General features: G+C 70.5%; 18 protein-coding genes and 1 tRNA gene. 11 read left to right on the forward strand and 8 right to left on the reverse strand.

Features of this window, described 5'->3' with window-relative positions; translation table 11 throughout:
* Positions 1-3: 3 nt before the first annotated feature.
* The 7 genes from ABZV93_RS28465 (at position 4) to ABZV93_RS28495 (ending at position 12,900) form a co-directional block, all read left to right on the forward strand.
* Positions 4-1,710 (forward strand): hypothetical protein, encoded by a 1,707-nt coding sequence (locus tag ABZV93_RS28465; protein ID WP_354941976.1) that lies wholly within the window; start codon positions 4-6, stop codon positions 1,708-1,710.
* A 216-nt stretch (positions 1,711-1,926) separates the two neighbouring features.
* The gene (locus ABZV93_RS28470) at positions 1,927-2,658 is read left to right on the forward strand and encodes a GntR family transcriptional regulator (RefSeq protein WP_354941978.1); all 732 of its coding nucleotides are present in this window, start codon (positions 1,927-1,929) and stop codon (positions 2,656-2,658) included.
* Positions 2,659-2,952: 294 nt separating this feature from the next.
* Positions 2,953-4,752 (forward strand): hypothetical protein, encoded by a 1,800-nt coding sequence (locus ABZV93_RS28475; protein WP_354941980.1) that lies wholly within the window; start codon positions 2,953-2,955, stop codon positions 4,750-4,752.
* A gap of 118 nt (positions 4,753-4,870) precedes the next feature.
* Positions 4,871-5,767, forward strand: coding sequence for a carbohydrate ABC transporter permease (locus ABZV93_RS28480; protein WP_354941982.1), 897 nt, complete (start codon positions 4,871-4,873; stop codon positions 5,765-5,767).
* 31 nt (positions 5,768-5,798) lie between these two features.
* A complete protein-coding gene (locus tag ABZV93_RS28485) occupies positions 5,799-6,791 on the forward strand; it encodes an ABC transporter permease subunit (RefSeq protein ID WP_354941984.1) in 993 nt (330 codons plus the stop codon).
* A gap of 172 nt (positions 6,792-6,963) precedes the next feature.
* Complete coding sequence (locus tag ABZV93_RS28490) at positions 6,964-8,358, forward strand: glutamate decarboxylase (RefSeq protein WP_354941986.1); 1,395 nt, start codon at positions 6,964-6,966, stop codon at positions 8,356-8,358.
* Positions 8,359-8,367: 9 nt separating this feature from the next.
* On the forward strand, positions 8,368-12,900 hold the full coding sequence (locus tag ABZV93_RS28495) for a cation-transporting P-type ATPase (protein ID WP_354941988.1): 4,533 nt from the start codon (positions 8,368-8,370) through the stop codon (positions 12,898-12,900).
* Between the two features lie 22 nt (positions 12,901-12,922).
* Here the strand turns inward: ABZV93_RS28495 and ABZV93_RS28500 are convergent, their stop codons facing one another.
* Positions 12,923-13,183 (reverse strand): hypothetical protein, encoded by a 261-nt coding sequence (locus ABZV93_RS28500; protein ID WP_354941990.1) that lies wholly within the window; start codon positions 13,181-13,183, stop codon positions 12,923-12,925.
* A 31-nt stretch (positions 13,184-13,214) separates the two neighbouring features.
* On the opposite strand from ABZV93_RS28500, the gene ABZV93_RS28505 reads away from it, so the two are divergent.
* Positions 13,215-13,457, forward strand: coding sequence for a hypothetical protein (locus ABZV93_RS28505; protein ID WP_354941992.1), 243 nt, complete (start codon positions 13,215-13,217; stop codon positions 13,455-13,457).
* A gap of 37 nt (positions 13,458-13,494) precedes the next feature.
* On the opposite strand, the gene ABZV93_RS28510 is transcribed toward ABZV93_RS28505, so the two are convergent.
* From ABZV93_RS28510 to ABZV93_RS28525, 4 genes are all read right to left on the reverse strand, one after another.
* A complete protein-coding gene (locus tag ABZV93_RS28510) occupies positions 13,495-15,558 on the reverse strand; it encodes an HNH endonuclease (RefSeq protein WP_354941994.1) in 2,064 nt (687 codons plus the stop codon).
* A 249-nt stretch (positions 15,559-15,807) separates the two neighbouring features.
* The gene (gene eno / locus ABZV93_RS28515; RefSeq protein WP_354941995.1) at positions 15,808-17,151 is read right to left on the reverse strand and encodes a phosphopyruvate hydratase; all 1,344 of its coding nucleotides are present in this window, start codon (positions 17,149-17,151) and stop codon (positions 15,808-15,810) included.
* A gap of 132 nt (positions 17,152-17,283) precedes the next feature.
* Positions 17,284-17,904 carry a hypothetical protein gene (locus tag ABZV93_RS28520; protein ID WP_354941997.1) on the reverse strand — a complete coding sequence of 207 codons (621 nt, stop codon included), beginning with the start codon at positions 17,902-17,904 and terminating at the stop codon, positions 17,284-17,286.
* 401 nt (positions 17,905-18,305) lie between these two features.
* A complete protein-coding gene (locus ABZV93_RS28525; protein WP_354941999.1) occupies positions 18,306-19,145 on the reverse strand; it encodes a helix-turn-helix domain-containing protein in 840 nt (279 codons plus the stop codon).
* Between the two features lie 115 nt (positions 19,146-19,260).
* Between ABZV93_RS28525 and ABZV93_RS28530 the strand changes: the two genes are divergently transcribed.
* The gene (locus tag ABZV93_RS28530) at positions 19,261-19,977 is read left to right on the forward strand and encodes an SDR family NAD(P)-dependent oxidoreductase (RefSeq protein ID WP_354942001.1); all 717 of its coding nucleotides are present in this window, start codon (positions 19,261-19,263) and stop codon (positions 19,975-19,977) included.
* A 47-nt stretch (positions 19,978-20,024) separates the two neighbouring features.
* On the opposite strand, the gene ABZV93_RS28535 is transcribed toward ABZV93_RS28530, so the two are convergent.
* Positions 20,025-20,108: transfer RNA gene (locus ABZV93_RS28535), tRNA-Leu, on the reverse strand.
* Positions 20,109-20,220: 112 nt separating this feature from the next.
* Between ABZV93_RS28535 and ABZV93_RS28540 the strand changes: the two genes are divergently transcribed.
* Positions 20,221-21,585 (forward strand): M20/M25/M40 family metallo-hydrolase, encoded by a 1,365-nt coding sequence (locus tag ABZV93_RS28540; protein ID WP_354942003.1) that lies wholly within the window; start codon positions 20,221-20,223, stop codon positions 21,583-21,585.
* Positions 21,586-21,662: 77 nt separating this feature from the next.
* Here ABZV93_RS28540 and ABZV93_RS28545 read toward each other — a convergent pair whose 3' ends face one another.
* On the reverse strand, positions 21,663-21,872 hold the full coding sequence (locus ABZV93_RS28545) for a DUF5703 family protein (RefSeq protein ID WP_092889989.1): 210 nt from the start codon (positions 21,870-21,872) through the stop codon (positions 21,663-21,665).
* A gap of 79 nt (positions 21,873-21,951) precedes the next feature.
* Positions 21,952-22,923, reverse strand: a complete 972-nt coding sequence (locus ABZV93_RS28550; RefSeq protein WP_354942006.1) for an aldo/keto reductase — start codon at positions 22,921-22,923, stop codon at positions 21,952-21,954.
* A gap of 207 nt (positions 22,924-23,130) precedes the next feature.
* Between ABZV93_RS28550 and ABZV93_RS28555 the strand changes: the two genes are divergently transcribed.
* Complete coding sequence (locus ABZV93_RS28555; protein WP_354942008.1) at positions 23,131-24,231, forward strand: LLM class F420-dependent oxidoreductase; 1,101 nt, start codon at positions 23,131-23,133, stop codon at positions 24,229-24,231.
* The last annotated feature ends 6 nt before the right edge of the window (positions 24,232-24,237 follow it).

The raw sequence follows: 24,237 nt of genomic DNA on the forward strand, positions 1-24,237 counted from the left end.
GCGATGACCGAGGAACGGTCCGGGATCTCCCGGCGGCAGGCGATGAGCCGGATGGCATGGGCCGGTGCCGGTGTGCTCGGCATGGGTGCGGTCGACCTGGCCCGGCCCCGCGCCGCACGGGCCGCCACCGGACCAAGGAGCCTGTTCCCGAAGGGCGCGCGGCCGACCCGGTTGCACGCCGTCGCCGAGGGGGCCCTGAGCCCGCCCGAACGCGTGCTGGTCGCGACCTTGCAGGGTCAGCTGGCGCGCCGGCGGCCGGGCTCAGGATCTGGCACCGGGTCCGGCTCGGGGTCGGGCTCGGGCTCGGGCTCGGGCTCGGGCTCGGGCTCGGAGGGGATCTACGTCAACGTGCCCGGTGTCGGCTATCCGGTGTGGCTGGCCGACCTCGCCGATCGCTACGACGTGGACGTGGTCGAGGCGGCCGGCGCATGGGAGCTCGTCGACCGCTTCGCCCGGGTGGGGACGGCCGGCCCACGGCCGCTGAATCGCTACGTCGTCTACCGCGACGGCGACGGTTCGGTCAACGTCGCCACCAGCCTCGCCGGACTGATTGGTGCCGTCGCGGTGGAGGAGAGCCTGGAGGCGACGGCTCGCGACCACGGGATGCGCCGGGTCCTCGACGTCCGCGGCCGGGACGACCGCTGGGTGAGGAGGACGTTCTGGGACCGCCTGCGGCACGACATCGCGGTCGAGCAGAAGCCGGACTTCGCCAACCAGCTGCGCGACTACGCCACCATGGCCGGCGCGTACATGTTCTTCGACGGCAACTCCGACTTCCGCGCCGAGGTCGTCGCCGGCCTGGACCCGGACGCCGCCGTGCTCGGCTGGGGCGACGCGTCCGCGGGGGAGGACGCGTTCGTCTCGGTCTCCTCCCGTGCCGGTGTGCGGACGATCGCCGCCGACCACGCGCGCAACCTCGCACCACTGTCCGGGATCACGCTGGACACCGTGCGTCAACACCCGCTTGACGACGTGCCGGCTCCGCCGCAGGGCACCCACCACGTGGCGTTCCTCGTCACCGACGGCGACAACGTGCAGTGGCTGCTCGGCGACTTCCAGAGCGACCGGCGGTGGTACGGCAGCCCGTCGCGTGGCGCGCTCGACCTCGGCTGGGCCGTCGCGCCCGGGCTGGTCGACCTCGCACCGTCGGTCCTCCGGTGGTACTACGACAACGCGGCCGACGGCTCCCACCGCGACCGGTTCGTGGTCGGCCCCTCCGGCGGCGGCTATCTCTACCCCAGCAGGTATCCGAGGGCCGACCTCGACCTGCACACCGAACGGCTGGCCGGCCAGATGCGCCGCGCCGACCTCGGCGTCGTGCAGATCCTCGACTTCGAGTCGATGGACGACACGTCGCTGTGGTCGAGCTACCTGCGGCACGACCAGATCGAGGGACTGGTGTACCTCGAGTACTCCCGGTACGACGCCGGCCGCGGCCGGGTGGTGTGGGTGAACGACAAGCCGGTGGTGGCACCACGCGCCATGTTGTGGCAGGGCCTGTCCGGTGCCGACGAGGCCGGTGTGGCCGCGACGGTGAACAACGCCGGCCGCGATCCCGGCAGCGTCGACGCGTACTCGTTGGTGATCTGGCACGCGTGGAGCAAGAGTGTGGACGACGTGCGGTCGGTCGTCAACATGTTGGCGCCACATGTGCGCGTGGTGACGCCGGACGTACTTGTACGGATGATGGCCTCGAACGTTCATCGTTGAAACGCCCGGCCGGACGCCTCCTGTCCGGGAGGAGGCGTCCGAAAACGGAAGCACGCGGGCCAATTGTTAAGCGGGGATTGCGCGATCGTGTCGGCTATAGGATCGTGTATCCACGATCGAGGGCTCTCCTCGAACGCGCACGTTCCTTCTCCACTTCTCGGCCCTCGCAGGGCCAACCTGTAGTTCTCGTTGCTCCTTACCTGAAAAGAGCGCGGCATGGGCGCACGTGCACGGGTTTCACTGGGTGGGCGAGGTGGCAACGTCGTGCTGCCCAGGCGGCAGAACCTCGCCGAGGGCGTCTACGAAGCGCTCAAGGAAATGATCATGGACGGCGTCTTCAGCCAGGGCGCGCGGATCAACATCGACGAGGCGGCACGGGCACTGGAGGTCTCCCAGTCACCGGTGCGTGAGGCACTGGTCCGGCTGGAGTCGGAGGGGCTGGTCATCAAGGAGCCCTTCCGGGGCTACTCGACCGCACCCCTGCTGAGCAAGGCGGAGTTCGAGGACCTCTTCGAGTTCCGGTTCGTAGTGGAGCCGTGGGCGGCCACCCGCGCCGCCGCCGCGATCGACGACGAGAAGGCCGCGCTCCTCACCAAGGAGCTGGCCTCGATTCCCAGTGCGCCGGAGGGAACGTCCTACCAGGACTACCAACGGATGGCGGCGCACGACCACCGGCTGCACGACCTGATCCAGCAGCTCGGCGGCAACGTCCGGATGCGGGCGGCGTTCACCAGGACGCACTGCCATCTGCACATCATCCGGCTCAACTACGGGGCCGGAATGGGGTCGGCCGCACTGCGCGAGCACCGCGTCCTGGTCGACGCCATCGCCGGCGGTGACACCGATGCCGCCGAGGCCGCCATGCGGGCTCACCTGGAGGCATCCCGGGCCCGGCTCGCACCGCTGTACGACGGAAGTTCGGACCGTCCGAGGCTGGGAGGCGACTGAGATGCGCAGGCTTCCCAGGTCGTCGGTACGACGAAGACTCAGGGCGTCACCACACCACCGCGACTGAGTCCAGCAATCGCTTTCCCAGATCGTTTCTCCTTACAGCTCATGCTGTTTGTTGCCACGGGGATGTTCCATCCTTGCCGAACTCGTGGACGCCGCTCGCAGGCGCTCACGTCTTCGGTGTACGCGCCGGTGGTCCGGACCGCTCCGGTCGCCGCAACCAGCTCCAGCCGGCCCACCCCTCGGGGAGGGCAGAAGTTCATCGTTCCTGGGTGCAGAGGAGTAAGTGCAATGGCAGCAGATGAAAAGCTCGAGGCGAGCCTGACGGTGAGGCCGGAACGCGGTCCGGGCTCGTCCCGACGGCAGTTCGTCACCCGGGCGGTCGGCGTGGGGTTGTCGGCGGCAGCCGCGGGCCCGGTGCTCGCCGCGTGCAGCAGCGGCGGCGACAAGTCCAAGGACGCCGTCGCGAAGGACCCGTTGGCCGCCAAGGGCGGACCGAAGACCACGCCGATCTCCGACGTCATCTACCCAGAGGGCTATGTCGGCCCGCGGGCGTCGAAGAAGGCCGTGCTGGTCAAGGAGAAGGTGACCCTGCGCGTCGTCGTGCCGCAGAACGTCTCCGTCGGCAACTGGGCCAAGAACGACTTCACCAAGTGGTACGAGAAGACCACCAACGTGGCCATCAAGTGGCAGGTGGTGGCCGGCGGGGACGACGCGATGACCAAGGTCAACGCGATGATCGCCTCCGGGGACATTCCCGACGTGTTCATGAACATCAACTTCACCAACGCCCAGCAGCTGCTCTACGGCTCGCAGGGGCTGTTCGTCCCGCTGAACAAGCTGATCGACGAGTACACCGTCGAGACCAAGCGGATCTTCAAGGACTACCCGGACGCCAAGAACCTCCTCACCTCCACCGACGGCAACATCTACTCGATGCCGTACGTCAACGACTGCTTCCACTGCAACTGCGGCAACCAGCGGATGTGGATCTACAAGCCGTGGCTCGACAAGCTCGGCATGGACATGCCGACGACGCTGGAGGAGTTCGAGGCGGTCCTGAAGGCGTTCAAGGACAAGGACCCCAACGGCAACGGCAAGCGCGACGAGGTGCCGTTGATGTCCAGCAAGGACGACGCGCTGGACACCTACTTCATGAGTGCGTTCATGTACAACCCGGGTGAGCCCTGGCTGGTGCTGAACAACGGCAAGGTCGACGTGACCTTCAACAAGCCGCAGTGGCGCGAGGGTCTGCGCTACATGAACAAGCTGTACAAGCAGGGCCTGCTCGCGCGGCAGTCGTTCACCCAGGACGGCGACCAGCTGCGCCGCGTCGGGGACCACAAGGGCGACCCGATCCTCGGGGCGACCAGAACGTGGTACTGGGGCAGCTTCGCGACGCTGAACGACGACGACCCCAAGGCGCGCTGGCGCGACTACGTGGCCGTTCCCGTCCCGAAGGGACCGGACGGCAAGGCGTACCCGACGTGGAACTACTACGGCGCGGTCACCGGTGGCGCGTTCGTCGTCACCAAGGCGTGCAAGAACCCCGCCGTCGCGGTGCAGTGGGCCGACGGGCAGTACGAGCTGGAGGCCATCATGCGGGCCTACAGCGGCGACCTCGACAAGGGCTGGCGCTGGGCGAAGAAGGGCGAGGTCGGCATCAACGGCAAGCAGGCCGTGTGGACCACGCTCGGCACCTGGCCGCCGCCGGACGGGCAGTGGTGGGGCCAGCTGGGCCTGGGTTACCGCTCCAACGACTACCGTCTCGGCGAGGTGGCCGACCCGAAGAACCCGACGTTCGAGAAGCCGCTGTACGAGGAGAGCAAGCAGGCCTACTACGCGGACAGGGTCGACAAGTCGGTCCAGCTTCCGCCGCTGTACCTCGACGAGGAACAGGCCGCGCAGACGGGCGAGCTGAGCCTCACCCTCTCCAACTACGTCAAGCAGTCCCTGTCGAAGTTCGTACTCGGTCAGTGGAACGTCGACGACGACGCCGCGTGGAAGAACTACACCTCGACACTCGAGCGAATGGGGACCCCGCAGTACGTCGACATCAACCAGAAGGCGTACGAGGCGAAGTACAAGTAGGCCGCGCTTCGGCCCGACCCGGAACTCGGTGCGGGCGGGTCGCCGGTGTGCCCCCGGTGACCCGCCCGCTCCGACCGGCCCACGAACGACCGGTCTTCGAACGAGGAGGAGAGTGAGCATGGCGGTGACGGCACTGAAGGAGACCCGGTCCGACCGGATCTTCAACGTCTGCAACATCGCCGTCCTGGGGTTGTTCCTTGTGGCCGTGCTGTACCCGCTGGTGTACATCCTCAGCGCGTCGTTCAGCTCGGCCCAGGCGATCAGCTCCGGGCAGGTGTGGTTGTGGCCGGTGGACTTCAACCTCGAGGGATACAAGGCGATCTTCGAGTACAAGTCGATCGTCACCGGTTTCCTCAACTCGGTCTTCTACGCGGTGGTCGGCACGCTGATCAACGTGACCATGACGCTGCTGGCGGCCTACCCGTTGTCGCGGCGGGATCTCTACGGCCGCAACGGCTTCATGTTCCTGTTCGTGTTCACCATGCTGTTCAGCGGCGGCATGATCCCGACCTACCTCGTCGTGCACCAGCTGGGACTGCTCAACACCCGCTGGGCGCTGATCCTGCCGACCGCGATGGCGGTGTGGAACATGATCATCACCCGGACCTACTACCAGGTGACGATTCCGCACGAGCTACTGGAGGCGGCCCGCATCGACGGGTGCGACGACTTCAAGTTCTTCACCCGGATCGTGCTGCCGCTGTCCAAGCCGATCATCGCGGTCAACGCGCTCCTCTACGCGGTGGGGCACTGGAACCAGTTCTTCAACGCCCTCATCTACCTCACCGACGAGTCGTTGTTCCCGCTGCAGCTGGTGTTGCGCGAGATCCTGGTCAAGAACTCCATCGATCCGTCCCAGATCCAGGACGCCGCGGAGCTGATGCGGGTCCAGGAGCTGCGGGACCTGCTGAAGTACTCGTTGATCGTGATCGCCAGCGTCCCGCCGCTGCTGGCGTATCCGTTCGTCCAGCGGCACTTCGTCAAGGGCGTCATGATCGGCTCGCTCAAGGGCTGAGCGGTCTCCAGCAAACGGACGGGAGTACGACGTGACTGACACACTTACCGACCGCCGGGAGATCGCGGAGTCCGGACCGGGCGGGCCGAGGCGGATCGACCGGCGGTCGCGCTGGGGGATGACCGCCCGGCGGATCGGGCACGGCTGGCAGCTCTACCTGATGCTGTTGCTGCCGGTCGTCTACATCATCATCTTCCAGTACTGGCCGATGTACGGCGTGCAGATCGCCTTCCGCAACTACAACGTCGTCCAGGGCATCACCGGCAGCCCGTGGGTCGGGTTCGACAACTTCACCCGCTTCATCGAGTCCTACCAGTTCTGGCCGGTGATCCGGAACACCATCGTCCTGCAGGCCTACGAGCTGGTGGCGACGTTCCCGTTGCCGATCGTGCTGGCGCTCGCCCTCAACTACGTGCGGGTCCGGTGGTTCCAGCGCACGGTGCAGATGGTGACGTACGCACCGCACTTCATCTCCACCGTGGTGATCGTGGGCATGCTGTTCGTGCTGCTGGACCCGCGGATCGGCATGGTCAACAACCTGCTCGGGCTGTTCGGGATCTCACCGACCGACTTCATGGGCGACCCCGGCCTGTTCAGGCACATCTACGTCTGGTCGGGGGTGTGGCAGAGCCTCGGCTTCTCCGCGATCATCTACCTCGCTGCGCTGGCCGGCATCGACCCCGAGCTGCACGAGGCCGCGATCGTGGACGGTGCGACGAAGCTCAAGCGCATCTGGCACATCGACCTGCCCGGCATCGCGCCGATCGCGGTGATCCTGCTGATCCTCAACATCGGCTCGATCCTGAGCATCGGGTTCGAGAAGGTGCTGCTGATGCAGAACAACCTCAACCTGTCCACCTCCGAGGTGATCGACACCTACGTCTACAAGGTCGGCCTGGCCTCCGACGTGCCGCTGTTCTCCTACGCGGCGGCGATCGGGCTGTTCCGTTCGGTGGTCGGACTGGTGCTCTTGATCGCCGCCAACCAGCTCGCCCGCAGGTTCGCGAAGTCCAGCCTGTGGTGAGCCGCGCCGGCGGGTAGGTGAGCCCGGCGGTCGCCCGACGTTGCGGCCACACCGGCCGGAGGTCCCGTACGGGCGGACGTTGTGCCCCCGCCAGGGTGGCCACGAGGTGGTCACCCTGGCCGGAAGTCCACGCTCCGGCGTGAAGGAGTGGCCGGCTGGGCATGAGGATGGCATGCGCTATCGCCGTACCTCGCGCCGGTTGCCGGACGAGGTGGCCGTCAACCCTCTCTTTGCACGACTGGGTGAGCGGCGGGTGCCGCGCTACTCCCTCGGCACCGACGAGATGCTGCCGGAGACCGCGTACCAGCTGATCCACGACGAGATCATGCTGGACGGAAACACCCGGCAGAACCTCGCGACGTTCGTGACCACCTGGATGGAGCGCGAGGCCGGCGAGCTCTACGCCGAGGCGGCGGACAAGAACCTCGTCGACAAGGACGAGTACCCCATCACCGCGGAGATCGAGAACCGCTGCGTCCACATCATCGCCAACCTCTGGCACGCTCCGGACAGCCACGCGGCGCTGGGCACCTCCACCGTGGGATCGTCGGAGGCGTCCATGCTGGGTGGGCTGGCGCTCAAGCGGCGCTGGCAGCGGGCCCGCAGTGCCGAGGGCAAGCCGGCCGACCGGCCGAACATCGTGTTCAGTTCGGCCGTGCAGGTGGTGTGGGAGAAGTTCGCCAACTACTGGGAGGTGGAGCCGAGGTACGTACCGGTCACCGCCGACCGGCCGAGCCTCACCCCCGAGGGCGTGCTCGACGCCGTGGACGAGAACACCATCGGCGTGGTGGCCATCCTCGGGGTCACCTACACCGGGGCGTACGAACCGGTGGCCGACATCGCGGCCGCGCTCGACGACCTGCACGAACGCACCGGGCACGACGTGCCCGTGCACGTGGACGCCGCCTCCGGCGGGTTCGTGGCGCCGTTCCTGCATCCCACGCTGCGGTGGGACTTCCGGCTCAACCGGGTGCACTCCATCAACGCCTCCGGCCACAAGTACGGCCTGGTCTATCCCGGCGTGGGCTGGGCGGTGTGGCGGACGAAGGAGTTCGTGCCGGAGGAGCTGGTGTTCAAGGTGGCCTACCTGGGCGGGGAGGAGAGCACCTTCAACCTGAACTTCTCCCGGCCAGGCTCGCAGGTGCTGCTGCAGTACTACAACTTCCTGCGACTGGGCCGGCGCGGTTTCACCCGGGTGCAGGAGGCCAGCCGCGACGTCGCCGGGATCATCGCACACGGGATCGCCGCGATGAAGGCGTTCGACGTGATGTCGCCGGGTACGGACCTGCCGGTGGTGTGCTGGCGGCTGACCGACGGCCACACCGGCAACTGGGACCTGTACGACCTGTCCAACCGGCTGCGCTCCCGCGGCTGGATGGTGCCCGCGTACCCGCTGCCGAAGGACTGCGAGGACGTGGTGGTGATGCGGGTCGTCGTACGCAACGGCCTGTCCGCCGACCTCGCCAGTCGGTTGCTGGACGACATCGCCGACGCGGTGGAGTTCCTGGACCGCCTGCCCGAGCGGCTGCCGTCCGAGGGCCGGTCGACGTCCTCCTTCCACCACTGAGCGCAGGCGATGTCCCTGCCCGTGTCTCTGCGGACGTCCCTGCCTGTGGTCGGCCGGCTGGTGTCCGGAACCCTGTCGCCCGGATCCTGGCCGCGCCGGGGCCGGACCACCCGCAGATGGTGGGCGGGCAACGGCCGGGCGCATGTCGAGGTACGCGGGGTCGAGCGGCCCGGCAGTGGGCACCTGGCCGAGGAGTTCGAGCACGCGGTGCGGGCGTTGCCCGGCGTACACCGGGCTTGGGTGAACGCGGTGCTGGGCCGGGTCGTCGTGGAGTACGACAGGAACGACGACGCTGACGGTGACGGCGCGCAGCCCGAGGTGCAGGCCGAGGTCCTGGCCGAGGTCATGGACGCTCTCGCCACCGTGGAGCGACGGCACCGGCTGGCCGGCGAACCGTTCCCGCAGCGCCCGGACCATCCCGGCGACGTGGAGCCACGCCAGTGGCAGCTGCTCGCGTTCGGCGCGGACGTCGCCGCGCTCGGCTTCAGCGTCGCCGGCCGGGCGCTGCGGATCGCCCGGCTGCCCGCGGAGGTGCCCACCTTCGTCAGCCTGATCGACTCCACGCCGCGACTGCGCCGAGAGTGGGAACGCCTTCTGGGCCGGGCCGCCGCCGACCTCACGCTGGCCGCCGGGAACGCGATCGCGCAGGGTCTCGCCCAGGGGCCCCTCGGACTGCTCGTCGACGCCGCCCAACGGCTCGCCCTGGCCGACGAGGCCGGACGGCGCCGGCAGGTGTGGGCCGGTCGCGAGGCGGAGCTGAGCGCGGCCGACGACGGGCAGCGGACGCCGCCGTTGTCGTTGCCGCCGCGGCCGGGCCCGCTGCCACCGGGGCCGGTGGAACGACTGGCCGACGTTGCCGGGCTGGCATCTGTGGTGGGTGCCGGCGCGACCATGCTGGCCACCCGGGACCCGCGGCGCACGATCGCCCTGGTCGGCGCGGGCATTCCCAAGGCGGGGCACGTGGCCCGGGAGGCGTTCGCCACCGGTGTCAACCGGGCGTTGGCAGCGCGGGGGACGCTGTGCCTGGACCCGGAGGCGTTGCGCCGGCTGGACCGGGTGGACACGGTGGTGCTGGACGCGGCGATCCTGCGTACCGAAGGGTTCGTCCTCGGCCCGCTGACGGTGTGCGCTTCGGACCCGGTCGAGTCCGGCGACGGGCACCATCCCGACGGCACCGGTCCGGCTGCCGAGGCCCGGCTGCGGTTGCGTGCCGAGACCCTGTTCGACCCCGCCCTGCCGAAGTCCGTGCACCGGCGGGGCGAGTGGATGCTCGCCCCGCTGACCGAGCTGGCCCACCGGCCGGGTTCGGTTCCGGCGGTGGCACGGGCGGCGGCGCGCCGGCTGGCCGGCCAGGGTGCGGTGGCGCTGGGGCTGGCGCGAGCGGGGGAGCTGGTCGCGGTGCTGGCGGCGGAGCCGGAGTTCGCGCCGCTGGCCGACGCCCTGGCGGCGGCCGCCGGCGGCGCGGGTGAGGTGATGATCGCCGGGCGGGGGAGCGGCGTGGCCGATCGGCTCGATGTCGAGAAGGTCCTGCCGGCGGGGAACCGGCTGCCCGGCGCGGTCCGCGCGCTGCAGGCCGAGGGCCGGGTGGTGGCACTGGTGTCGGCCGGGCCCGGCGCGGCGCTCGCGACCGCCGACTGTGGCATCGGCGTACCGCTGCCCGGGCACCGGCCGCCGTGGGGCGCCCACCTGCTGAGCGGACCGGGGCTGTCGGACGCCTGTCTGCTGCTCGACGCGGCGGCCGCGGCGAAAACGGTGTCCCGGCGCGGTGCGGCGCTGGCCGGGTACGGCTCGGTCACCGGCGCCCTGCTCGCCGCGCTCGGGCCCGCCCGCGGTGCCACCGAACGCGCCCTGATCGGCGTCAACGTGGCCGCGGCGGCGGGCTTCGTCTCCGGCACGTGGTCCGCCGCCGCGCTGGCCCACCGGCCCGAGCCGGTACGCACCGACCGGAACCACTGGCACGCACTGGACGCCACGGCCGCACTGCGGCGCCTGCGCAGCACACCTCGTGGGCTCACCGAGCACGAGGCCGCCGCCCGGCTCCCGGCCACGTCGGCGGACGGCGACGAGCACCCCGCGAACCTCCTCGGTGCCAGCCTGGGGGAGCTGGCGAACCCGCTCACCCCGACTCTCGCGGCCGGGGCCGGGGTCGCCGCCGCCAGCGGTTCGGTGTCCGACGCGGCGCTGATCGGCGTGGCGATGGGGGTGAACGCCGTCATCGGCGGCATGCAGCGGGTGGGTGCCGACCGGGCGGCACGCCGGTTGGCCGACACCAGCGCGGCCCGGGTGCGGGTGCGGCGCGACGGCCACGAGGTGGAGGTGCTCGCCGACCAGTTGGTGCCCGGCGACGTTGTGGTCCTGCGTGCCGGTGACGCCGTACCCGCCGACGCGCGCATCCTCACCGAACGCGCGCTGGAGACCGACGAGTCCAGCCTCACCGGTGAGTCGCAGCTGGTCGGCAAGACGGCCGAGCCGTGCGCCGCCGCGGACGTCGCCGATCGCTCCAGCATGGTGTACGACGGGACGGTGGTGGCCGCCGGTCGTACGTCCGCGGTGGTCGTCGCGACCGGCGCGGAGACCGAGGTCGGCCGGGGAACCCGCGCGATGGCTGCCCACCGGCCGAGCGGCGGTGGAGTGCAGGAACGCCTGAACCGCCTTGTGCGGTTGACCGTTCCGGTGTCGCTGGGCAGCGGCGTCGCGCTCGTCGGTGTGGGCCTGCTGCGCGGGCGCAGGCCGCGCGACACCCTCGGCACGGCGGTGAGCCTGGCGGTGGCGTCCGTACCGGAAGGGCTTCCGGTGGTGGCGACGGTGGCGCAACTGGCGTCCGCGCGCCGGTTGTCCGCCCGGAACGCGCTGGTGCGCAACCCGCCGACGGTGGAGACGCTCGGCCGGGTGACGACCCTGCTGATGGACAAGACGGGAACGCTCACCGAGGGGCGGATCCGGCTGCGGCGGGTCTCCGACGGCATCGACGAGGAGGCCCTGGACGAACTCAGCGACCACGGGGCCCTGGTGCTCGCGGCCGGGTTGCGGGCCAGCCCCGAGCACGTCGTGGGTGAGGTGCCGGCGCACCCGACCGACCGGGCGGTGGTGGACGCCGCGCTGGAGGTGGGCGTACGCGCGGACACCGGCGCGCCCGGCTGGAGTCTCGTCGACGACGTGCCGTTCGAGTCCGGTCGCGGCTACCACGCCGCACTCGGCGCCACCGACCACGGACAGCGGCTGGTGGTGAAGGGCGCACCGGAGATCGTGATGCCGAAGTGCCGGCGCTGGCGCCGTGGGGCCGACGTACGTCCGCTGGACGAGGCCGAGCGTGCGAAGGTCGAGGCGGAGGTACATCGCCTTGCGGGACAGGGATTCCGGGTACTCGCGGTCGCCGAGCGGGCCGCGTCCGGACGTCGTGACCTCACCGAGGATCGGGTGGAACGCCTCGACCTGCTGGGTTTTCTGGCGCTCGCCGACCAGGTGCGGCCCACGTCCGCGCAGGCGGTGGCGTTGCTGCGCCGGGCCGGGGTCGGTGTGGTGATGCTCACCGGCGACCACCCCACCACGGCGGGTTCGATCGCGGCGGAGCTCGGCATCCTCGACGGCGGCCGCGTACTCACCGGCACCGACCTGGACAGCCATGACGACGCCTCGCTGGCGGCCGTCCTGCCGGAGGTGTCGGTGGTGGCCCGGGTGACGCCGGCGCAGAAGGTACGCGTGGTCCGGACGCTGCAGTCGATCGGCCGTACGGTCGCCATGGCCGGTGACGGCTCGAACGACGCGCCGGCGATCCGCCTTGCCGACGTGGGGATCGCGCTCGGCCGGCACGGCACCACCGCGGCCAGGGAGGCGGCCGACCTGGTGGTCACCGACGACCGGCTGGAAACCATCACCGACGCGATCGTCGAGGGCCGCGCGATGTGGGCGTCGGTACGGGACGCCATCGCGGTCCTGGTGGGCGGCAACCTGGGGGAGACGGCGTTCACCCTCGGGGCCGGGCTGCTCTCACCGAGCGGGTCCCCGCTGAACGCCCGGCAGCTGCTGTTGGTCAACCTCTTCACCGACGTACTGCCCGCGCTGGCACTGGCGATCCGGCCGCCTGCCCACCTCACCCCGGAAGCGTTGCTGCGCGAGGGTCCCGACGCCTCGCTCGGACGCCGGCTGGCCCGCGACGTTGCGATCCGGGCGGGCGCCACCGCGGCCGCTGCATCGGCCGGATGGGTGGTCGGGAGGGCGACGGGTACGCAGGGCCGAGCAGGAACGATCGCGTTGGTGGCGATGGTCGGTGCCCAGCTCGGGCAGTCCGTGGTGACCGGTTGGCGAAGCCCGCTGGTCGTGGGTGCCGGGGCGGTGTCCTGGCTCGGCCTGGCCGCCGTGGTGCAGGTGCCGGGGCTCAGCCACTTCTTCGGCTGCCGGCCACTCGGCCCGGTCGGCTGGGCCACCGCGCTCGGCGCCGCGGGTGCCGGGACGGCGCTTGGAACCGGACTGGAAGGAATGACCGAGATGGCCGTTCGCCGGTTTTCGGGTGGATTCGCCGACCCGCTCACCCAGCCTGGGTGAGGCCACGGGAAGCCGGCGCTGCCTACGGTGTGCAGAACCCGTACGCGACGGAGGTGGAAACCGTGACCGCTGCGCCGACGACAGCCGGCACCGCACCGAGCACCCGGGCCGCCCGGAAGACCGCTGCGAGGAAGGCGCCCGCCCGAAAGTCCGCCGCGAGGAAGGCGCCCGCCCGAAAGTCGGCCGCGAACAAGACCTCGACCAGGACCGCGGCCAGGAAGACCACCGCCAAGCGGCCCGTCGCGAAGAAGTCTGCCGCGAACGCTTCTGCGAAGGCGCTCACGCCTGCCCGTCGTACGCCCCGCTTCAACCGGATGAGCGCGGCCGAACACGCCATCCACAAGCACACGGTGCGGATGACGTTGCCGGTCTTCGGTCCGGTCACGCTGCCGGCGACCGAGAAGCTCGCGTTCTACGCCGGGCTGGCCACCGTCGCCGCGCTCGGCATCGTGGAGTGGCCGGTGGTGGCGGTGATCTCGGTGGGACACCTGTTGGCCGAGAACCAGGGCAATCAGTTGGTGCGCGACTTCGGGAAGGCGTTGGAGGAAGCGGTCTGAACTGCTTCCCCTCAAGGGATTCAGGTACGTCAGGGTGTCAGAACGGCGGCAGATCGTCGTTGACCGACCGCGCTCCGGCGGTGGCCGTTGCGGGCTCGGTTGGTGTCACCGGGTCGGTGAGGGAGGGCGCCCGGCTGCTGTAGCTGCGGCCGAAGGGGTCGGTGAGGGTGTGTTCGCCGGGCCCGGTCTGCTTCAGTTTCCAGTCGCGTTCTGTTTTGGCCTTGTGGTGGCGTGGGCACAGCGGTGCGATGTTGTCCACGCCGGTTTCCCCGCCGTCCCGGTATTCGGTGTTGTGGTCCAGGTGACACGTCGCCGCCGGTCTGCGGCAGGTGGTCCATACGCACCGCTGGTCGCGGGCAGCCACCAACTCGGCTTGGAGTCCGCGCAGGAACCTCGCCGGTATCGGATGCAAATGAAGAAGGCGTCCGGTGACGGGGTGGGTGATTCCGACGCTGAACCTGGCTTCGGGGTTGGTGAGGTTGTTCGCCACCAGTCTCGCGGCGACCTCGGTGATGACGGGTCCGAACCCGCCGAGCTCCCCGGGCCGGGTGGACAGTCCCATCAGGGTGGTCAGCGGCACGTTCAGCTGGATCTTGGCGCGCGTTCGGATCGGCCCCCAGCTCGGCTGCGAGGAAGACCAGGCCGGCGGTGCGGCTGGCGGTGTGGAGTCGTCTCCCTGTAGATCAGGCTGATCCGGTGGGTCGGCCGTCTCATCCGTTGGCCGGTTCTGCCGCGGGATCTGACCCGCAGCAGAAGGCCCGGTCACCGAAGCCGCACTCTCACCGGTTGCGCCGCTTCCGGCAACGTTCTCCCCGGCCAAGTTCTCCCCGGCCAAGTTTTCCCCGGCCACGTCACACTCCGTCGCGCTCTCCCCGGCCGAGCCGCGGTCGGCGGCGTGGTGAGCGGCGGTGTCGTGGACCGGAACACCGTGCTTCGCGGCCGCCCCGCACACGCTGCAGCTGGGGACCGGTGCCGGGGAGCAGTCGCCACACTCACACCAGCTGTCGTGCAGGTCGTGGTCGGAGAACCGGTGAACGGCACAGTGTGGTTCCTGGTCGCAGTAGGCGTCCTGGTCGCAGTGCGCGTCCTCGGTCGATTCCTTAGCGGCCGTTTGCTGCTCGGCGTTGCCCGGCTCGGCGTTGCCCGGCTCGGACCGCTCCGGCTGCGCCGCCTGGTCCTGCGCCGCGTGGTCCTGCGCCGCCTGGTCAACCGCGGTCTGGTCAACCGGGGTCTGGTCCAGGTCGCTCTGGCCGTGCGTTTGGTCAGCTTGGCTGGGTGCGGAGCAGTCGGTGATGTCGGCGGTGCCGGCGAGCAGGGAGTAGGCCACGTCCGCACGCAACTGGCCCAGCTTGCGGGGGTCGCCGCTGGACTTGACCGCGCGGGCGATGGCGTCGATGTAGCCGTACGCCTCCGCGGCCTGGTCCGCGGACAGTCCGCGGACGGCGAGGTCGGCGACACCGTCGACGGCAGGCCAGATCGCGACATTGCGCCCCGACCTTGCAGCCCGGTGACGTTTGGCGGCAGCGTCGGGGTCGGCCTTGACCACCTCCGCCTCCACCTTCGCCCGCAACAACCCACCACGAAGCTCCAGCACCTTGGGGAAGATCGCGTCCTCGATCCCGCCCCACAGATGCGGTTTGGCGTCGGTGACCCGGTCCACGATGATGCGGACCTCAGCCAACTCCAACCGCCCCGACGCCAACGCCTGCCGCACCCGGGGCAGGCGGGGAAGGGTGATGGCCAGCGTCAGATACCAGTCGGCGTGATAGCCAGACCATCCCAGCAGAGCCTCCAGAACGACCTGGGTCATCGAGTCCAACCCGACACTGCGTTCGGCCGGCTCCTCAGGCATACCGGGGGCGGTGTGGGCCAACTCGTTCACATCGGACAGGCACTCAGCCTCAAGCCAGCCGATCAGCCTCCGGCGCGCCCTGACCAGCTCCTCCAGCTCGAACCCGTTACACAAAGCCCGGTCCACCGAGGCGACCAGCACAGCAAGCCGCGGCCCCGCCGGCATGTCCGCCAACCCAGCAGGCAGCACCCGGCGACGACCCGGGCCCCCACCCGAGTCGTCGCCGAAGAACCCACTGCCGTCGCTCATGCGTTCGATTTTACCGAACAAGATCGACTGATGTGCGCGGGAAACCCCTTACCCACAAGAAGAATCGATGTCTCTTCAACTTGCCTGGCGCCGACAACCCCCGAAGAGAGGTACGTCCGGACATTCCCAGTCGGCTTCTGGTCGGCCCTCGCACGTCCCGCACACGGGGACCAGCCGACGGCCACCGAGCGGAGGAGTACGAGCCAGGTCACATGTCAAGGCGGTATTGACGGCTCGACGCGCACGCAGTCAGGTGCGGACCTCGGACACCGATGTCGAACGGCCGAAGACCTCCGGGCCGGCGAGCGCGGCCTTCCGCCCCAGGTCGTGCTCGAGTTCGAGCAGGCGGTTCCACTTCGCGGTGCGTTCGGACCGCATCGTCGAACCCACCTTGATCTGTCCCGCGCGCCAGCCGACGGCGAGGTCGGCCAGCCAGGTGTCCTCGGTGTCACCGGAACGGGCACTGACGACGGTTCCCAGACCAGCGCGCTGTGCTTCGCGTACGACATGTTCGGCGCGGGTGAGGGTGCCGGCCTGGTTGGGCTTGACCAGAACGGCGTTCGCGCTCCGGCGATCGATTCCTTCCCGGACGCGTTCGACGTGCGTCGCGAACAGGTCGTCACCGAGCAGTTGACAGTGGTCGGGGAGCACCTTCACCGCCTCGGCCCAGCCGGACCAGTCGTCCTCGTGCAGGACGTCCTCCAGCGAGACGATCGGGTACCGTTCGCACCAACCGGCCAGCCGGGCGAGCCAGTCGGCGCGGTCGAGCTCGCGGTCCTCACACCGCAGGTGGTAGCGCCCCTCCGCCGTACCGAACTGGCTGGCGGCGAGGTCGACGGCGACCGCGGCGTCGACTCCCGACCGCAGGCCGGCGGCCTCGATGCCTTCGCACACCACGCCGACGGCGGCCTCGTTGTCCGACATGGGTGCGGACAGCCCGCCCTCGTCGGCGACCAGGGCCGGCGACAGGCCACGCCGCTGGAGGACCGCCGCGGTCGCGGCGCGTACGCGGGCCACGATCTCCAGCGCGTGTGCGAAGCTTTCCGCACCGACCGGGACGGCCAGCACGTCCTGGATGTCCACCGCGCCGGCCGCGTGCGCCCCACCGGAGAAGATGTTCGCCATCGGCATCGGCAGCAGCGTCCGGCCGGTCGCGGCGCCTCCGGGCTCGGCGGCCGCCAGCACATGCCACAGCGGCCTGCCCAGTGCCTGGGCGCCGGCCAGTCCCGAGGCCAGCGACACGGCCAGGACGGCGTTCGCCCCGGTGCGGGCGAGGTCGGGCGTACCGTCGACCTCCTCCAGCCGGGCGTCCACCAGGGCACGGTCCGTGGCGTCGAGGCCCGCGACAGCGGGACCGAGCTCGCCGGTGAGCGCGGAGATCGCCGAGCGCACGCCCCAGCCGTCGTAGCGTTCGCCGCCGTCGCGGCGTTCGACCGCCTCGTGCGCGCCGGTCGACGCGCCGGACGGCACGATCGCGCGGCCGACCGCGCCGCCGCCGAGCTGGACGCGACACGCGACGGTGGGCCGGCCCCTGGAGTCCAGGGCCTCCCAGGCCACGACGCTGGCGATGGCCGAGGCATGGCGTGCTTTCACGGGGGTGTCCTCTCGTGCGTCGACCTGACAGGTGACGACCCGAGGTCTGGGCTGCCGCGCTCCGCCACGTCGAGGAGAGTACGTACCCTAGCCAGGTTCGCCGGAGATCGCTCGCACCCCTGGCCAGGACGGTCAGGTGTTCGCCTGGCAGGCGGCGTGGGCGAGCAGTTTGACGTCGTAGCCGCGCAGGTTGTGCGGTTGCAGGAGAGGGTCCTTCCCGCTGGCGATGTCGTAAGTAGCGACCGCGGCGACCTTGGTCTCCGCCGGAAGGTTGTCGGCGATGCACGGAATTGCCATCACGACGACACGAGCCGGCGCGTGCGGCTTTCCCACGTGGTAGGAGGGCAGATCGTCCAACAGCGACGCGTGGTAGGTCCAGGCGACGGTCTTCGAGCCGCCCGCCGACGTGGCGCCCGGGCTCATGTCCGGCTTGTAATTCTCACTGTAGATCTGGTGATAGGTGTCCCCGTCGATGGCCCCCTGCCCTGGCGGAATCCACATCGCGAAGCCCAGGTTGACGGCACAGTCAGCCTGGGCGGTGAACGTCTGGCTCTTCGGGTCGAAGGGTTGCAGCTTCGCCTGCTCAGGCGTCCGGTACGACTTCGAACAGGTTGGAGCCGACGCCGCATGGCGGCCGTGAACTCCTGCACGGTGATCCAGAACGGCACCGGTCGGCAGGCTTTCGTACGGCGTGACGAAACTATCAGAGACGAACTGTCGCTCCGCTCTCTCACCGGACAGCCATCCGGCCAACGTGGACCGCCCGCCGAGTGGCTGCTTCGCAACCAGCGACCCACCAGGACCATCCTCGAATGACCGTGGAGGTCACCGAGCGTGCCGGCAGTGAGAAGGAGTGCGGCCAGGGCGACCGTGTAGCTGTCAACCACCCATTGCATTCCCGCCACATCGCTGTGCAGCTGGGCGCCGAGCGTAGGCAAGGCGACGTTGACAACGGTGACGTCGAGGAGCACGAGGAACATCCCGACGCACATGGTGGCGAGAACGAGCCCCGGATGTGCCGGCGAGGAGCGGCGGGAGTCGCCGCCGGTCCTCTCGGAGCTGTTGGTGCCGGGCGTACGGGCGCGGGTGGACTTCGCCATCCGGACAGGACCCCACGAGAAAAACTTCGGCACCCGTCGAAGCGTGGGCGTCACTTATCCGGTGAGCGCCTGCGTACCGAGCACCGTGAGCAGCGCGAGGCGTTCGGCGTCCTCGGTGTCCGGCTCGGCCGTGTAGACCATGACGCGCAGGTCGGCGCCGGCCACAGTGAGCACGTCGCAGTCCAGTGTCACTGGACCTACCCGCGGATGGTCGATGGTCTTGCGAGCGGCCTCGTGGTGACCGACCGCGCCGGCGGCCCACAGCTCGGAGAATCGGTCGCTGTTCGCCCGAAGCTCCGCCACCAGCCGCCGGAGGTGCTGGTCGGACGGGTAGCGGGCGGTCGCCGTACGCAGGTCGGCGACCAGCGCGGCCTCCAACCCGCTCCGCGACTGGCTCGTGTGCCGGACCCGGGTGTCCTCGCCGAGGAAGTGGCGCCAGACGCCGTTGCGCTGGTTGCCGTGCAAGTGCGATGGATCCCCCATCAACGCCGCGTACGGCGGATTCGCGACGAGCAGCGTCCAGGATGCGTCATACACCGCGACGGGTGTCCCGGTCAGCCTGTCCAGCAGGCGCTGGACACTCGGGGTGACGTACGCGGGGACCGCGTCCGGGCCGGGCGGTGCTAGACCGGCCAGTTGGAACAGGTGTGCCCGCTCGCCCCGTGCCAGCCGCAATGCCCTGGCCAGGGCCTCGACCACCTGCGCCGACGGGTTGTCGGCACGACCCTGCTCGAGGCGGGTGACGTAGTCGACGGAGATTCCGGCGAGCAGGGCCAGCTCCTCGCGGCGCAACCCGGCCGCACGGCGGTTCCGCCCCGTGGGCAGCCCGACGGCCGCCGGAGGGACCCGGTCGCGCCAGCGGCGCACCGCTTCGCCGAACTCGCGACCCGCCATGCTCCCCAGTGTGCACCTCCGCGTAGGTCGGACCCCGGGGGCGGACCTGGTACCAGCAGTCCCAGGAAGACCGGACGGCTGGCTGGTGCCGCGGCGGGTCGGCAACCTGGAGGACATGACGACAACGACGAGAACGCTGATCACCGGAGCGAACAAGGGTCTGGGCTTCGAGACCGCACGGCAACTGCTCGCGGCGGGCCACCGCGTCTACGTGGGCAGCCGGGACGCGGAGCGCGGGCGTCAGGCCGCCGAGCGACTGGGCGCGCGAATGGTGCTCCTCGACGTCACCGACGACGCGTCCGTCGCGGCGGCGGCGAAGGTCATCGAGGACGACGGGGGACTGGACGTACTCGTCAACAACGCCGGTATCGAGGGACGGCTCCCCGACGGGGGAGTCGTCGGTGCCGCGGACACCACCGCCGACACGATGCGGTCACTGTTCGAGACCAACGTCTTCGGAACGGTACGCGTCATCCACGCGTTCCTGCCGTTGCTGGCTCGGTCCGCCGCACCGGTGATGGTCAACGTCAGCAGCGGCCTGGGCTCACTGAGCCGAGTCGCCGAACCCGCCATGCCGGGGTACGCGTACCCCGGCATCGCCTATCCCGCGTCCAAGACCGCGGTCAACATGATCACCGTGCAGTACGCCAAGGCGTTCCCGCGGATGCGGATCAACGCGGTCGAGCCCGGCTACACCAAGACCGACCTGAACCACCGCACGGGTACGCAGAGCGTCGAGGAGGGTGCGGAGATCATCGTCCGCATGGCACAGCTCGGTCCGGACGGCCCCAGCGGTGGCTACTTCGACGTCCACGGACGTCTACCCTGGTGAAGATCTTCGCGTGCGATGTGCACGTCGGATGTGCTGGATGATCTGTGTGTCCGAGGGGGGACTCGAACCCCCAAGCCCTTGCGGGCACTAGCACCTCAAGCTAGCGCGTCTACCTATTCCGCCACCCGGACGCGGCGCAGGTCGATGTGCCCCTGCGCGCGGCTCACTGTAGCAAACCGCCCGGGTCGGTCGCTCCGCCGCACCCGGGCTGCAAAATCGGGCGAATACCGGCAGGATGAGGGGATGAGCGACGACGCCCAGCAGCCGACGTCCGCACCCGGTGCCGCCGACCGCCGGTCGGCCCCGGACGCCGAGGTCGTGGAGATCTGTCGTGACCTGATCAGGATCGACACGTGCAACTACGGCGATGGTCGCGACGGGCCGGGTGAGCGGGACGCCGCCGAGTTCGTCGCCGGGCTGCTGTCGGAGGCCGGGCTGGAGCCCCAGGTGTTCGAGCCCGAGCCCCGTCGCACCTCGGTGGTGGCCCGCTGGGAGGGCGCCGACCCCGACGCCGAGCCGCTGCTGGTGCACGGTCACCTCGACGTCGTACCCGCGGTGGCCGCCGACTGGAGCGTCGACCCGTTCGCCGGGGAGATCAAGGACGGGTGCCTCTGGGGGCGCGGCGCGGTCGACATGAAGGACTTCGACGCGATGGTGCTGTCGGTGCTCCGGGCCCGGGCACGCGACGGCCGGCCGCCCCGCCGTCCGGTCGTGCTGGCGTTCACCGCCGACGAGGAGGCCGGCAGCCGCAAGGGCGCCCACTGGCTGGTCGAGAAGCACCCCGACCTGCTGGAAGGGTGCACCGAGGCCATCGGCGAGGTCGGCGGGTTCTCCCTGACCGTACGCGACGACCTGCGCCTCTACCCCGTGCAGACCGCGGAGAAGGGCATGGCCTGGCTGCGGCTGCGGGCCAGGGGCAGGGCCGGGCACGGGTCGGTGCGCAACGACGACAACTCCGTGACCGAACTCGCCGCCGCGGTCGCCCGGATCGGCGCCCACAAGTGGCCGGTCCGGCTCACCCCCAGCGTCCGGGCCTTCCTGGCCGAGGTGTCCGAGGCGCTCGGGGTCGACCTGAACGCCGACGACCCGAGCGACGTCGAGGCGACGCTGACCCGCCTGGGCACGGTGTCCCGGGCGATCGGTGCCACCCTGAGCAACACCGCCAACCCCACGATGCTGGACGCCGGATACAAGGCGAACGTCATCCCCGGCGAGGCCACCGCGACCATCGACGGGCGGTTCGTGCCGGGCGGTGAGGAGGAGTTCCTGGCCACCATCGACGAGCTGATCGGCGACAAGGTGACCCGGGAGATTCTTAACTACGACGTCGCGACGGAGACGGAGTTCGCTGGGCAGTTGGTCGAGGCGATGAAGTCGTCGCTCGTGGCCGAGGACCCGCAGGGCCGCGCCGTTCCGTACCTCATGTTCGGCGGCACCGACGGCAAGGCCTGGACCCGGCTCGGCATCCAGTGCTTCGGGTTCGCGCCGCTGAAGCTGCCGCCGGACCTGGACTTCGTGGGGATGTTCCACGGGATCGACGAACGCGTGCCGACCGACGCGCTGGAGTTCGGCGCCCGGGTGGTCGACCGTTTCCTCGACCAGGCCTGACCGGGTCGGCGGGCGCCTGCCGGGCGGCTGGAGCCACCCGGCAGGCTTGGTCGGGCTCTCGTCGGGTTCGGTCGGGTTCAGGCCGTGAGGGCGCCGGGCAGTGGCCCGGTCTTGGTGACGCGAATGATCTTGCGCCGGAGGGTGACGGTGCGCCGGCCGTCGGGATAGACCCGGACCCGGGCGAGTTCCCAGCCGCCGTACTCGGCCCGCTCCACAAGAAACTGCCGCACCACTCTGCGGGACAGAGTGCGCGGCAGCGTCAGCTGATGCGTTTCGTACTCCGCCATCCGACCATCGTCCCACGCGGCGGTAGGGGTGTGACACACGACGGGCCGAACGTCCAAGTTTCGGCAGGTGAGGCCCGACTCAGCGGCGTTCAGGGTAGCCGAGCGGCAGGGCGGACACGTCGTCCAGTGCGGCGCTGATCTCCGGCGGCAGTTCGATGTCGTCCACCGTGAGCGAGCCGCGCAGCTGGGCGGCCGTGCGGGCGCCGACGACCGGCGCGGTGACGCCCGGCCGGTCACGTACCCAGGCCAGGGCGACCTCCAGCGGCGACAGGCCGAGCCCCTCGGCGGCCCGGCACACCGCGTCAACGATGCGGTAGCTGCGCTTGTCGAGGTAGACCCCGACGAACCGCTCGAAGTGCGGTGACGCGGCCCGGGAGTCCGCCGGGGTGCCGGCGCGGTACTTGCCGGTGAGCACGCCGCGGCCGAGCGGGGACCAGGGGAGTACGCCGAGCCCGAGCGCCTCCGCGGCCGGGAGCACCTCGCGTTCGATCCCGCGCTGCAGCAGGGAGTACTCCACCTGCGTCGAGGCGAGGGTCGCCCGCCCGGGCCAGGCCTGCTGGTAGGTCGCGGCGTGCGCGGTCTGCCAGCCGGTGTAGTTGGAGATGCCGACGTACCTCGCCCGGCCGCTGCTGACCGCGAAGTCGAGCGCGGACAGGGTTTCCTCCAGGGGTACGGCCGGGCTCCAGGTGTGCAACTGCCACAGGTCGACGGTGTCCACGCCGAGCCGGCGCAGCGATCCGTCCAGTTCGGCCAGCAGGGTCCGGCGGGAGACGTCGACCACCCGGTGGCCGCCGCGCCGGGAAACCCCGCCCTTGGTGGCCAGCACGAGGTTCTCGCGGGGGACGACCTCGCCGAGCAGCCGGCCGAGGACGCGTTCGCTGTCGCCGTCGGCGTACCCCGCGGCGGTGTCGACCAGGGTGCCGCCCGCGTTGACGAAGGCGGTGAGCTGCTCGCGCGCCTCGTGCTCGTCGGTGTCACGGCCCCACGTCATCGTGCCCAGCGCCAGCCGGGAGACCCGCAGGCCGGTCCGGCCGAGGTGACGCTGCTGCATCGACGAATCCCCCCATCCTGTGCCGCCCGCCCGCGGGAGGCCGAGCTACCGAGCGCCGCGAGCTGGTGGCACAGACCCTAGGGCATGCCGGGCCGACACGGACGTGCCTGCCGTCCCGTACCCCGGAATCGGCCAGTAAGCTCGCCGCGGCCGTCGGTCCGCGACGGTGAGACGGACCGGCAGCGAACGTACGAAGGGTGACAGCGCGTGCGACTGGGACTCACCCTGAGCGCCTGGGACACCGGCGACCTCGCCGACACGGTCCCGCTGGCGGTCGAGGCGGATCGGCTCGGCTACTCCGTGTGCTGGGCACCGGAGGCGTACGGCACGGACGCCGCCACCCTCCTCGCGACCGTGGCGGCCCGCACCGAGCGGATCGACATCGGCTCCGGCGTCTTCCAGATCCCGGCCCGGGCACCGGCGATGACCGCGATGACGGCCGCCACCCTGGACGCGCTGTCCGGCGGGCGGTTCCGCCTCGGACTCGGCGTGTCCGGTCCGCAGGTGTCGGAGGGGTGGTACGGCGTACGTTTCGACCATCCGCTGGCCCGCACCCGCGACTACGTCCAGGTGGTCCGGCAGGTGCTGCGCCGGGAGCGGCTGGAGTACGCCGGGCGGCACCTCACGCTTCCGCTGCCCGACGGGCCGGGCAAGCCGCTGCGGCTGTCCGTACGCCCGCTGCGCTCCGACCTGCCCGTCTACCTCGCCGCCGTCGGCCCGCGCAACCTCGCGCTCGCCGGTGAGATCGCCGACGGCTGGCTGGGGGTCTTCGTGGCGCCGGAGTTCGTGCCGGACTCCCTCGCCCACCTGCGCGCGGGCCGGGCTCGCGCGGACCGGCCCGGCAGCTCCGAGGACCTGTCCGGTGCCGAGAACCTGTCCGGTTCCGAGAACCTGTCCGGGTTCGACGTGGTGGCCTGCGCGCCGGTGGTGACCGGTGACGACGTCGAGGCGTGCGCGATGCCGGTCCGCGGATACGCCGCGCTGTACCTCGGCGGGATGGGCAGTCGTACGCAGAACTTCTACAACGCGCTGGCCGTCCGGATGGGATATGCCGAGCAGGCCGCGCGGGTACAGGACCTGTACCTCGCCCGGCAGCATCGGGACGCCGCCGCGGCCGTGCCCTTCGAGTTCGTCGACAGCACCTCGCTGCTGGGCCCGGCCGACCGGATCGCCGGACGGCTGCGTGCCTACGCAGACGCCGGCGTCACCACCGTGGCCGTCTCGCCGTTCGGCGCCACGGTCGAGGACCGGATCGCGACACTGCACACGACGGCGGAGGCGTTCGCCGCCGCCGGGGTAGGGGAGTAGGTAGGC

This window comes from Actinopolymorpha sp. NPDC004070 (assembly GCF_040610475.1).
Classification (GTDB): Bacteria; Actinomycetota; Actinomycetes; order Propionibacteriales; family Actinopolymorphaceae; genus Actinopolymorpha.